The organism is Vibrio sp. L85, assembly GCF_963871815.1.
GTDB lineage: Bacteria > Pseudomonadota > Gammaproteobacteria > Enterobacterales > Vibrionaceae > Vibrio > Vibrio harveyi.
Window position 1 is genome coordinate 73068 of the sequence record NZ_CAWMYL010000061.1, and the last position, 10678, is coordinate 83745.

General features: G+C 45.6%; 11 protein-coding genes. 7 read left to right on the forward strand and 4 right to left on the reverse strand.

Going from position 1 to position 10678, the window contains the following annotated elements:
• Positions 1-275: 275 nt before the first annotated feature.
• Together AACR11_RS08000 and AACR11_RS08005 are read left to right on the forward strand one after the other, a co-directional pair.
• Positions 276-830: a TMEM165/GDT1 family protein gene (locus AACR11_RS08000; protein WP_005451076.1), complete on the forward strand. Its 555-nt coding sequence runs from the start codon at positions 276-278 to the stop codon at positions 828-830.
• 160 nt (positions 831-990) lie between these two features.
• Positions 991-1251, forward strand: coding sequence for a hypothetical protein (locus AACR11_RS08005; protein WP_005451077.1), 261 nt, complete (start codon positions 991-993; stop codon positions 1249-1251).
• Positions 1252-1295: 44 nt separating this feature from the next.
• On the opposite strand, the gene tusA is transcribed toward AACR11_RS08005, so the two are convergent.
• Positions 1296-1544, reverse strand: coding sequence for a sulfurtransferase TusA (tusA, locus tag AACR11_RS08010; RefSeq protein ID WP_005426051.1), 249 nt, complete (start codon positions 1542-1544; stop codon positions 1296-1298).
• Between the two features lie 132 nt (positions 1545-1676).
• Between tusA and AACR11_RS08015 the strand changes: the two genes are divergently transcribed.
• Together AACR11_RS08015 and AACR11_RS08020 are read left to right on the forward strand one after the other, a co-directional pair.
• The gene (locus tag AACR11_RS08015; protein ID WP_005426049.1) at positions 1677-1859 is read left to right on the forward strand and encodes a hypothetical protein; all 183 of its coding nucleotides are present in this window, start codon (positions 1677-1679) and stop codon (positions 1857-1859) included.
• 167 nt (positions 1860-2026) lie between these two features.
• Positions 2027-2968: a LysR family transcriptional regulator gene (locus AACR11_RS08020; RefSeq protein WP_009699107.1), complete on the forward strand. Its 942-nt coding sequence runs from the start codon at positions 2027-2029 to the stop codon at positions 2966-2968.
• 73 nt (positions 2969-3041) lie between these two features.
• On the opposite strand, the gene acuI is transcribed toward AACR11_RS08020, so the two are convergent.
• From acuI to fadB, 3 genes are all read right to left on the reverse strand, one after another.
• On the reverse strand, positions 3042-4022 hold the full coding sequence (acuI, locus tag AACR11_RS08025; RefSeq protein WP_005451082.1) for an acrylyl-CoA reductase (NADPH): 981 nt from the start codon (positions 4020-4022) through the stop codon (positions 3042-3044).
• A gap of 266 nt (positions 4023-4288) precedes the next feature.
• Complete coding sequence (gene fadA / locus AACR11_RS08030; protein ID WP_005426042.1) at positions 4289-5464, reverse strand: acetyl-CoA C-acyltransferase FadA; 1176 nt, start codon at positions 5462-5464, stop codon at positions 4289-4291.
• Between the two features lie 14 nt (positions 5465-5478).
• Positions 5479-7650: a fatty acid oxidation complex subunit alpha FadB gene (gene fadB, locus AACR11_RS08035; protein WP_079324654.1), complete on the reverse strand. Its 2172-nt coding sequence runs from the start codon at positions 7648-7650 to the stop codon at positions 5479-5481.
• Positions 7651-7918: 268 nt separating this feature from the next.
• Here fadB and AACR11_RS08040 point away from each other — a divergent pair, with 268 nt between their 5' ends.
• The 3 genes from AACR11_RS08040 to hemG are packed head-to-tail and all read left to right on the forward strand — an operon-like array spanning position 7919 to position 10583.
• Positions 7919-8542 (forward strand): YigZ family protein, encoded by a 624-nt coding sequence (locus tag AACR11_RS08040; protein WP_029790011.1) that lies wholly within the window; start codon positions 7919-7921, stop codon positions 8540-8542.
• Positions 8543-8588: 46 nt separating this feature from the next.
• Positions 8589-10046 carry a TrkH family potassium uptake protein gene (locus AACR11_RS08045; protein ID WP_005451087.1) on the forward strand — a complete coding sequence of 486 codons (1458 nt, stop codon included), beginning with the start codon at positions 8589-8591 and terminating at the stop codon, positions 10044-10046.
• A 9-nt stretch (positions 10047-10055) separates the two neighbouring features.
• Complete coding sequence (gene hemG, locus AACR11_RS08050; protein ID WP_029790012.1) at positions 10056-10583, forward strand: menaquinone-dependent protoporphyrinogen IX dehydrogenase; 528 nt, start codon at positions 10056-10058, stop codon at positions 10581-10583.
• Positions 10584-10678 lie beyond the last annotated feature (95 nt).

A 10678-nucleotide genomic window follows, 5' to 3' on the forward strand; every position in this document is an offset into this window, starting at 1 on the left:
ATTTTTCCTAAAAGGGAGTTTTCACTGGCTTTCACTCTTGAGGTGATGAGCAAAGGTGGCTAGAATTGCGCCTGTCTTTGGGGAGTAGCTTACTCGATGAAATGCCTATTTCATCTGGTTCGTTCGTCAACATAATTGGTGCAAAATCACCATGGCGTTCGAGACTCATCAACCCGATGAGTTTAGCAAGACCTTAGACAAATCATCATGAACCGGGGTGGGGCGTGAGATTTGTCTTAGGTTAAAAATAATTATCCCGCCCCAATGAGCATGTCGTGAGCGTTTTAGCTATTTCAATTACTACTGTAGCGTTAGCAGAAATTGGCGATAAGACCCAATTGCTATCTCTATTACTTGCCAGTCGTTACCGCAAGCCAATCCCTATTATTGCCGCAATCTTTTTGGCAACCATTGCCAACCACGCTTTGGCTGCATGGTTAGGTGTGGTTGTGGCAGATTACCTTTCGCCTGAGGTTTTAAAATGGGTGCTGGTGGTTAGTTTTGTCGCCATGGCGGCTTGGGTGCTGATCCCAGATAAACTGGATGATGACGAACAGATCTCCAACCGTGGTCCATTCATTGCGAGTTTTATTGCTTTCTTCGTTGCGGAGATTGGCGACAAGACTCAGATTGCAACTTCTATCTTGGGTGCGCAATACGCAGATGCATTGAGTTGGGTGATTCTTGGTACCACGATCGGCATGTTGCTTGCCAATGTTCCCGTGGTTTTAATCGGCAAGCTATCGGCGGATAAGATGCCTTTAGGATTGATTCGTAAGGTGACCGCTTTCCTATTTATTGCCCTTGCTATTGGTGCAGCATTTTTCTGATCATCTTAAAGATAAATCGTGTTAATTATCAATAACTAGTGAAATTATGCATGAGTTCAAACTCTGGTTCAAAATCATTCAGGACCGTGACGGATGACATATTAGTGTCATACTTGTCATGGTACTTTAATGGTGTGAATGATAGCGAGAGGGCAAGGTTATGCTTACACGTTACATGGGGATGACCCCAAAGAGTCAGAGTTATTTATTCACCTTTGGTTTAGCGCTGTGCTTATTGGCAATGGTGTTGACCGATATGTGGTTGCCGATTGTTGCAGGGACCTTCATCCTTACTGGTCTAACAGTAGAGGCTTGGATTCGGGTCGCGCATATTATTCCGATGCATGAAGAGATGCGTGCAATGAGAAAGCAACTGAACAAGCTACAATCTGAAGTTCGCACACTAGAATACGATGAATAAACAAACGGCAGCCAATTGGGCTGCCGTTTTTGATCTTGCTGAGATTATTCCAAACCTTTCTTGATCAGGTACTGGTATGGAAGCTGTTCCGTTTGTGCCGCAATCAGCTGGTGATCCATAAATCGACAGAAACTCGGGATATCTCGAGTTGTGGATGGGTCGTCTGCTTTAACTAGCAATACCTCACCATCTTGCATGTTTCGAATTGTCTTCCTGACCATCATCACTGGCTCTGGGCAGCGTAATCCTTCCGCCTCTAATGTCTTGGTCGCCAGTTCAGGATTAAAGCTCATAGTGTGATTCTCGTAACTAACTGAGCGTTGAATTTTACTTTCGTTGAAAAAATATTCAATAACCACTTGGCAAACCGAATTTTTTGATTTACCTTAAATTAACAATTTGGTAACAACTGGCAAGGAGAGACGATGTTAACAGCGTTAGACAGACTAACCATCTATTCGGTTTTATGTTTTATCTCGTTCTGTGCATTGGTACTTAGGACGCCAGGTGAAACCTCATTGATGCCTCTTGTAGGCATGAGTGCAACGATTATTGGGATTTGGATTGAGATGCACAAATGGTCAGGTGCATCAGAGCAAGAAAATTAGCGCTTCTTGCTGTAATCGGAACCTACTGATATACCGCTCACCAAGTTTAACGACACTTCATTCCGACACTATCCCCATTTTTCTTGGGCTTCCCCGCTGAAAGGCGGGATTTTTTTTGCCTGAAGAGTACAATTTACCTAAATCCCCTACATGTTAAGTGGCAAATCGTGGAATTAGAAGACATCTATCGTCGAGACCTGAATTTATTGGTCGCATTACGTGTGCTGATTGAAGAGAGCAGTGTCAGTAAAGCAGCAACTCGCCTCAATTTAAGCCAATCGGCAATGAGTCGTGTGCTAGGGCGTTTACGTGATCTGCTTGGTGACCCACTGTTTACTCGTCAAGGTCAGCACTTGATCCCAACTCAAAAAGCGTTAGAAATTGATCGTTCTTTGGGTGAGCCTTTGGAGTCACTACGCCAATTGCTTTCTCCACGTGAGTTTGATCCACGCAGTTGCGATCAGACGTTTAATATCGCGACTACTGATTACGCGATGCAAACCATTCTGCCCTTCGCGTTGCCGCGTATCTATCAAGAAGCACCGAATGTGTCGTTTAACTTCTTGCCGCTGCAACATGACCGCTTATCTGATCAATTAACATATGAAGGCGCGGACTTAGCGATTTGTCGTCCAACAGGTCCTGTGGAGCCATTACGCAGTGAAGTGTTAGGGCGAGTTGGTGTGTTGTGTATGCTATCTAAGCAGCATCCGCTAGCTGAGAAAGAGATGAGTCTGGATGATTATCTCAGTCATCCGCATGCCATGATTGCCATTAGTGATGGGGTTAAAGCGCTGATTGAACAAGCGCTCGTGGAGAAGCCGCAACGTCAGATGGTATTACGCGCTTATCACTTGGAAGCGGCGCTGGCGATCGTTGATACTCTGCCAATTATTATTACCGTGCCTGCCGATTTAGCGTACTTGGTTGCTGATCGCTATGACTTAGTAGTGAAGCCATTACCATTCCAATTCACGCCGTTTGAATATTCGATGATTTGGCACGCACGTTGCGAACACTCTCCCGCTCAAGAATGGTTGCGTGCAGTAGTTCGTGAAGAATGTAGTCGTCTTATTGCTAAACGAATTGAAGATATGGGGTTGGACTGATTTTTCCAAAAATCGAAATAGCAAAAAGCCGGGCAATGACCCGGCTTTGTTTATTCTATCGAAGAGTTAACGCTTATAACTTGATAACCACACGACCAGTTACTTGACCGTTTGTGATGTCTTCAGCGTATTTTGGTGCTTCTGCTAGCTCTACTTCAGTACAAGCTTGCTCGAAGTAGCTGTCTGGTAGTAGTTCTACCAATTTTTCCCATGCTGCAGTACGTTTTTCAAATGGGCATGAAACAGAATCCACACCTTGTAGACGAACGTTACGTAGAATGAATGGCATCACTGTCGTCGGTAGATCGAAGCCACCTGCAAGACCACAAGCTGCGACTGCACTGTTGTAATCCATTTGCGCCAATACTTTTGCTAGCACTTTGCTGCCTACGGTATCAACCGCACCTGCCCATACTTGCTTTTCAAGCGGACGTGCTGGTTCTTCAAACTCAACACGGTCGATGATGCGGCTAGCTCCTAGCTTTTCTAGTAGCGGACCATTTTGTTCAACACGACCTGTCACGGCTGCCACTTTGTAGCCAAGCTGTGCTAGAAGCGTCACAGCTACTGAGCCTACACCGCCACTTGCGCCAGTTACTAGGATTTCACCATTTTCAGGTTTGATGCCTGCATCAAGCAGTGCTTGAACACACAACATGCCAGTGAAACCAGCAGTACCAACCATCATGGCTTTCTTGCTGTCCAGACCTTTTGGTAGTGGTACTAGCCAATCCGCTTTTAGACGAGCACGTTGAGACATACCGCCCCAATGGTTTTCACCCACACCCCAACCAGTAAGAACAACTTTGTCGCCTGCTTGGTAGCGGTCGTCTTCTGAGCTTACTACCGTACCTGCTAGGTCAATACCCGGCACCATCGGGAAGTTACGGATGATTTTACCTTTACCTGTAATTGCAAGACCGTCTTTGTAGTTCAACGATGAGTAATCAACGTCAATCAGAACGTCGCCTTCAGGCAGTTGTGTTTCATCGATTTGCTCGATGCTAGCGATAGTACGTTTGTCTTCTTGATTTAGAACTAGTGCATTAAACATAAGGTTCTCCGATTGTGCGGTAGCGTGACTCTGGGTCACATGCAGCAAGATATCAACTGCTGCTAAGTGTATGTCTTCTTTGTCTATGAATAAAATGAAACTTGAGCATTTAATGTATGCTTTTTGTGCATGTAAGCAATGTTTAGCGTAAAACAAAGGGCGACATCAGATGTCGCCCTTAAGTGTAATACTAAAAAATTTCAGTATTGGTTCATTTGCTCGTGACTGTTGAATTGATCACTACAACCTAGCGTTTCTTAAACAGACTATGGTCGTTCAAATACAGTCGCAATACCCTGACCTAAACCAATGCACATGGTTGCGAGACCGTATTTCGCATCTTTCGCTTCCATTAGGTTGATTAACGTCGTTGAGATACGTGAGCCAGAACAACCAAGCGGGTGACCCAATGCAATTGCACCACCGTTAAGGTTGACCTTCTCATCCATAACATCAAGCAGACCTAAGTCTTTAGCACATGGTAGAGATTGCGCTGCAAATGCTTCGTTTAGCTCAACCACATCCATATCTTCAATTGAAAGACCTGCACGCTTGAGCGCTTTTTGCGTCGCAGGTACTGGACCGTAACCCATGATTGAAGGATCGCAGCCCGCAATGGCCATACCTTTAATGCGTGCTCGAATCTTCAAGCCAAGTTCATTAGCTTTCTCTTCACTCATGATCAACATCGCTGATGCACCATCAGACAGCGCCGATGATGTACCGGCTGTTACTGTGCCGTTTGCTGGGTCGAAAACAGGACGAAGTTGAGATAGACCTTCAACGGATGTTTCAGGGCGAATGACTTCATCGTAATCTAGAGTGAACAGCGTGCCGTCAGCCGCATGACCTTCAATTGGTAGGATTTCGTTTTTAAAACGACCCTCTACGGTTGCAGCATGTGCACGAGCATGGGAACGCGCAGCAAACTCGTCTTGTTGCTCACGGCTAATGCCATGCAGCTTACCAAGCATTTCAGCGGTTAAGCCCATCATGCCTGCTGCTTTTGCAACTGTCTTGGACATACCTGGGTGGAAGTCCACGCCGTGGTTCATTGGTACATGTCCCATATGCTCAACACCACCAATTAGGCAGATTTCAGCGTCACCTGTCATGATGGCACGTGTACCATCGTGAAGCGCTTGCATTGATGAACCACACAAGCGGTTAACCGTCACGGCGCCAATCTCAATTGGTAGACCAGCAAGTAGCGCCGCATTACGTGCCACGTTAAAGCCTTGTTCTAAGGTTTGTTGTACACAGCCCCAGTAGATATCTTCAATCTCGCTTGGGTTTACTTGTGGGTTACGTGCAAGAATACCTTTCATTAGGCGCGCAGATAGATCTTCTGCTCGCGTATGACGGAAAGCACCACCTTTAGAGCGACCCATTGGAGTACGTAGACAATCGACTACGACAACATTTCTTGTTTGATTAGTCATTTTAGAATCCCTCCTTAGATAGAACCTTGCTGTTGTGCACCGTAAAAGCTTTCACCTTTCGCCGCCATATCAATCAGCATCTGTGGTACTTGGTACATTGCACCGAGCTCTGAGTATTGTTTTGCCATTGCAACAAACTCAGCAATACCTACGCTATCTAGGTAGCGGAATACGCCACCGCGGAATGGAGGGAAGCCAAGACCGTAAACCAGTGCCATATCCGCTTCTTGTGGAGTGGCAATGATGCCTTCTTGTAGACACAGTACCACTTCGTTGATCATTGGAATCATCATACGTTGAATGATGGTCTGTTCGTCAAAGTCCTGTTTATCGGCACAAACGTCAGCGAGTACCGGCAAGATTTCTTCAGAGAAGGTTTTCTTAGGCTTACCTTTTCTATCAATGGTGTAGCTGTAGAAGCCATTGCCATTCTTCTGGCCGTATTTATCTGCTTCGAACAGCGCATCTATTGCGTCACGACCTTGTTTGCCCATACGCTCAGGGAATCCTTGTGCCATAACGGCTTGTGCGTGGTGAGCAGTATCAATACCAACAACATCGAGCAAGTATGCAGGTCCCATCGGCCAGCCAAACTTACGTTCCATGATTTTGTCGATTTTCGTAAAGTCAGCGCCATCGCGAAGTAGCATGCTGAAGCCACCAAAGTATGGGAACAATACGCGGTTTACAAAGAACCCAGGGCAGTCATTAACGACAATTGGTGATTTGCCCATTTTCGCTGCGTACGCAACAACGCGATTTATGGTTTCATCAGAGGTATGTTCACCACGGATGATCTCAACAAGAGGCATGCGGTGCACTGGGTTGAAAAAGTGCATGCCACAGAAGTTTTCTGGGCGTTTTAGCGATTTTGCCAACAGGTTGATAGGAATTGTCGAGGTGTTTGAGGTAATAACGGTATCGTCACCGACATGCGATTCGACTTCACTCAAAACTGCTGCTTTTACTTTCGGGTTTTCTACTACGGCTTCAACAATCACGTCTGATTCTTCGATGCCTGCGTAATGTAGGCTTGGTGTGATAGACGCTAAAATACCAGCCATCTTAAAGCCATCAATGCGACCACGAGATAAGCGTTTATTTAGCAGCTTAGATGCTTCAGTCATACCTAAATCGAGTGAAGGTTGCGCGATATCTTTCATTAACACCGGTACGCCTTTTAATGCAGATTGGTAGGCGATGCCGCCGCCCATAATGCCCGCACCAAGCACAGCCGCACGTTGCGTGTCTTTACTCGCTGACTTCGCTGATTTTTTAGCAAGCCCTTTGATGTATTGGTCGTTGAGGAACAAGCCAACCAGTGATTTTGCTTCTTCAGACTTAGCCAGTTTTACGAAGTGCTTACGTTCAATGTCGAGTGCTTCGTTACGAGCGAAACGAGCGCCTTCTTCAATAGTAATAACGGCTGTCATTGGAGCGGGGTAGTGAGGACCCGCTTTTTGTGCCACCAGACCCTTCGCCATGGTAAAGCTCATCATTGATTCAAGCTTACTTAGCGTTAGAGGTGATGTCTTTTGCTTGCGACGAGCTTGCCAGTCCAACTTCTCGTTGATTGCTGAGGTCAGTGTCTTGAGTGCTGACTCGTAAAGTGCGTCGTTATCAACAACCGCATCCAGAAGACCAATCTTTAACGCTTCATCCGCACGACACGCTTTACCTTGAGTGATCACTTCCATTGCGCTGTCGGCGCCAATAACACGTGGCAGACGTACACAACCACCAAAGCCCGGCATGATGCCCAGTTTTGTTTCTGGTAGACCGATGCTGGTGGTCTTGTCACCAATTCGCATATCAGTTGCAAGCACACACTCACAGCCGCCGCCTAACGTGTGGCCTTTTAGTACCGAGATAGTTGGGACAGGCAAGTCTTCCAGCTTATTGAAGATGCTGTTAGCAAATTGTAGCCACTGATCGAGTTCAGCGTCTGTCTTAGCGAAAAGACCTAAGAATTCGGTGATATCAGCGCCAACAATGAACGCGTCTTTATCTGAGGTGAGCATCAAGCCCTTCAGTCCTTGGTGCGCTTTTAGTGCATCAAGGGCTTTGTCGAGTGACTCTAGTGTCGCTAGGTCGAGCTTGTTAACGGATTTTGGAGAGCAGAAGCTTAGTTCTGCAATACCATCTTGTACTTCCTTTACCTGTAGGGTTTCGGCTTGGTAAATCATTGTCTATCTCCATGACATACAATCTTGGATTGTCTGTATACCAATTTGATGCGGGCTGAGCGCCTGTAGGGCAGCAAATCGATATAGAGGAAAGTCGTTTTATTTATTGTTCTGGTTAGACCAGTGAAGTTAGTTTGGACTTCGGACTGGTTAATTTCAATACATTTTTTAAACAAGTGTTTAACATTGTGCGCTAAGGCAGATCTTATGCGACTCACAATTACCTCTCGTGATAGACTTTAGACAAAGAGAAAAGTGACTTAATCCTATGAATGACCTGCCTTATCTGATTCCTGCTCAGCCTGCTCAATTTGAAGAAGAGATCAAAAAGAGTGTCTTTATTACTTACTTAGCACATACGCCAAGCGTGGAAGCGGCGAAAGCATTCGTTGAGCAGATCAAAACCAAGAATGCTGATGCAAGACACAACTGCTGGGGATTTGTTGCTGGTCGACCAGAAGATTCGATGAAGTGGGGCTTTAGTGATGATGGAGAACCTTCAGGGACAGCAGGTAAACCAATCCTTGCTCAGCTGTCTGGCTCTGGAGTTGGAGAGATTACCGCTGTAGTGACTCGATATTCTGGCGGCATTAAGCTTGGTACAGGTGGTTTGGTCAAAGCCTATGGTGGCGGCGTGCAACAAGCGCTCAAGCTGCTTCAAACAATTGAGAAAAAAATAACCACAAAACTTCGACTAGAGTTAGACTATGGGTTTATGCCTATCGCACAGTCGCTTATGCCCCAGTTTGGTGCGGTTGAAGTGGATGCTGAATACAGCGATCAGGTGGTATTAGTGGTGGAAATTGAGCTACGTGAAGTGAGCGCGTTTACCCAAGCTATCATCAACAAAAGTGGTGCAAAGGCAATTGTCACCCCACTAGACGGACAATAATGAAAAATAGGAAGCCACAGGGACAGCTTCGCTAGTCAATCAATCCATGCAATTTCGTTCAATTATTCGAATCGTCGGGCTATTGCTCGCACTTTTTAGTGTCACAATGCTCGCGCCTGCGCTAGTTGCGCTTATCTATCGAGATGGTGCGGGTGTACCTTTTGTCACGACTTTCTTCGTACTTCTTGTATGCGGTGGGATCTGTTGGTTCCCAAACCGCAGGCACAAACACGAGCTTAAAGCGCGTGATGGCTTCCTTATTGTTGTTCTTTTCTGGACTGTACTTGGCAGTGCTGGCTCTATTCCTTTTCTAATCTCAGATAACCCCAATGTATCTGTGACTGACGCTTTTTTTGAGTCCTTCTCTGCTTTAACGACAACAGGTGCGACAGTGATCGTCGGGCTTGACGAGTTGCCAAAAGCGATTCTCTTTTATCGCCAACTTCTACAGTGGTTTGGCGGTATGGGTATCATCGTATTGGCGGTAGCCATTCTTCCTGTTCTTGGTATCGGTGGTATGCAGCTGTATAGAGCTGAAATACCAGGACCAGTAAAAGATACTAAGATGACCCCACGTATTGCTGAGACAGCAAAAGCACTGTGGTACATCTACTTGAGTTTGACTATCGCATGTGCCGTAGCATTTTGGCTAGCAGGCATGACGCCGTTTGATGCCATTAGTCATAGCTTCTCCACTATTGCCATCGGTGGTTTCTCTACGCACGATGCCAGCATGGGCTATTTCGATAGTTATGCCATTAACATGATTACCGTTGTCTTCTTGTTAATCTCGGCATGTAACTATTCTTTGCACTTTGCCGCGTTTGCGTCTGGTGGCGTGCATCCTAAATACTATTGGAAAGACCCAGAGTTTCGCGCGTTTATCTTTATTCAAGTGGTTCTGTTCTTGGTTTGCTTCTTATTATTATTGAATCATCACTCGTATGACTCTCCTTATGATGCCTTCGACCAAGCCTTGTTCCAAACTGTGTCAATCTCTACTACTGCAGGTTTTACTACAACCGGCTTTGCTGATTGGCCGTTGTTCTTGCCAGTGTTGTTATTGTTCTCTTCTTTCATCGGTGGTTGTGCTGGTTCGACTGGTGGTGGCATGAAAGTGATCCGTATTCTGCTACTGACCTTACAAGGTGCTCGTGAGCTGAAGCGTTTGGTGCACCCTCGTGCGGTGTACACCATCAAAGTGGGTGGCAGTGCGCTACCGCAGCGTGTTGTTGATGCGGTTTGGGGATTCTTTTCTGCGTACGCGCTCGTATTTGTGGTTTGTATGCTGGGGTTAATTGCGACTGGCATGGATGAGCTAAGCGCGTTCTCGGCGGTAGCTGCGACTCTGAACAACCTCGGTCCTGGCTTAGGGGAAGTAGCACTTCACTTTGGTGATGTTAATGACAAAGCAAAATGGGTATTGATTGTTTCTATGCTGTTTGGTCGTTTGGAAATCTTTACCTTACTTATTTTACTTACGCCGACGTTTTGGCGCAGTTAAGGGGAAATCGTGGCAAAAGCATTATTTCTATATTCTTCCCGAGAAGGGCAGACTAAAAAAATTCTCCAATATATAGATGAGCAGCTATTAGAGTTCGATTGCGAGCTGGTGGATCTACATAGTGTAAAGACGATTGATTTCAGCCAATACGACAGAGTATTGATTGGAGCCTCTATTCGTTATGGTCATCTTAATAAGAAGCTGTACCAGTTTATTGAGCGAAACCTCAATCAACTTGAACAAAGTAAAGTGGCATTTTTCTGCGTAAACCTAACTGCTCGCAAAGAAGACCAAGGAAAAGATACGCCAGAGGGTAGCGCTTACATTCGTAAGTTCCTGACCAAGTCGCCTTGGAAACCAATCTTAATTGGTGTTTTTGCTGGTGCTCTTTATTATCCTCGTTATGGTTGGTTCGACAAAACTATGATTAAGTTCATTATGTCGATGACTGGGGGCGAAACCGATACGACCAAAGAAGTGGAATACACCAATTGGGAAAAAGTGGCTCTTTTCGCAGATAAATTCAAAGAACTGTAGAAATAACGTGCTCTTTTGAACGCTTTTGATGCAAATTTATCCGAACGATAAAAAAATCAAAAAAAACGAGAAAAAGGGCTTGCCAATGTGATCGC